Origin of the sequence: Caballeronia mineralivorans PML1(12) (assembly GCF_001028175.1) — a bacterium.
Taxonomy (GTDB): Bacteria; Pseudomonadota; Gammaproteobacteria; order Burkholderiales; family Burkholderiaceae; genus Caballeronia; species Caballeronia mineralivorans.
This window is the reverse complement of record NZ_AEJF01000281.1, coordinates 1-1,214: the sequence shown is the minus strand read 5'-3', so window position 1 is coordinate 1,214 and position 1,214 is coordinate 1. Positions and strand designations below refer to the sequence as shown.

The 1,214-nt window shown below is 65.2% G+C and carries 1 protein-coding gene; it reads left to right on the top strand.

What is annotated here, in order from left to right:
- Positions 1-548: 548 nt before the first annotated feature.
- The coding region (locus EOS_RS42665; RefSeq protein WP_047898284.1) for an amidase family protein at positions 549-1,214 on the top strand (666 nt) is incomplete at its 3' end.

The following is a 1,214-nucleotide window of genomic DNA, read 5'->3' as shown; positions in this document are numbered from 1 at the left end:
CGCGCGCGCCGCGGCCGCTTTGGAAGCGCTGCGGCTGGCCCCCCCGCCCGACCCAGCCGCTGAGCCATGAACGACCGCGTTCCCAGGACGCCGGCGAGTAGCGGAGCCACGAGAATATCGGCGTCGACGGCGGGAAAATACAGACCCATGCCCGACGCCGTGATCTCGATCGTTGTCAGGTCGAAAACCCAAACGCTTGGGTTTTTCGTAAGATCGTTGTTTTCCGCCGCAAAACATAACCCGCAGGGACTGTCCAAGCTTAGGGAGGAAGCGATCACGGCGCTATCAGCCGAATGGCCGAGGGGCCCGGTTTATCGAGCGCGCAGCGCGCCCAAGTCGAGTATTTATTACTGGGCTGGCTTAGAATGACAGCCACTTTTGGGCAAGTGTCGCAAGTGTCATAAGGCATTACATCGAGGGCGTCAGCACGGTGGGTCCGCGACGCCATTGCGCGAACGGCCGCTTATTGCGCCTCATCCGCAGTCGTTGCTGTCCGCGCCCTCTTGCCCGCTTTTGTAGCCCGTCACGCCACTGGTTATCTCGACATCATGCCCATCACTTCGCCTCAGTTCGCTCCGCTCGCGCAACTCTCCGCCGCTCTGCGCGACGGCAAAACCACCAGCCGCAAGTTGGTGGAGCAGGCGCTCGAGCGCATTGCAGATCCTTCGGGACAGGGATCGGTTTCCTTCCTGCATGTCGACGCAGAACGCGCCCGCGCCGCCGCCGATGCCCACGACGCATTGCGCCGTGCGGGTACCGTGCTCTCGCCGCTGGCGGGCATTCCTGTGTCGATCAAAGATCTCTTCGATATCGAAGGCCAGGTGACACGCGCGGGCTCCCGTGTACTGGCCGACGCACTGCCGGCCAAGGCCGACGCCGTCGCCGTTGCAAGGCTGCGGCGGGCGGGCGGCGTGATCATCGGGCGCACCAACATGAGCGAATTCGCGTTCTCCGGGCTCGGGCTGAACCCGCATTACGGAACGCCGCACTCGCCGTATCGAAGGGATGTGGCGGGTGACGAGCGGATTGCAGGCGGCTCGTCGTCGGGCGCGGCGGCATCGGTGGCGGACGGAATGGCGGCCATCGCGCTCGGCACCGACACCGGCGGCTCCATCCGCATCCCTGCCGCGCTCTGCGGGCTCACCGGCTTCAAACCGACTGCTGCGCGCGTGCCCACGCAAGGCGGCGTGCCGCTGTCCACCACACTTGATTCG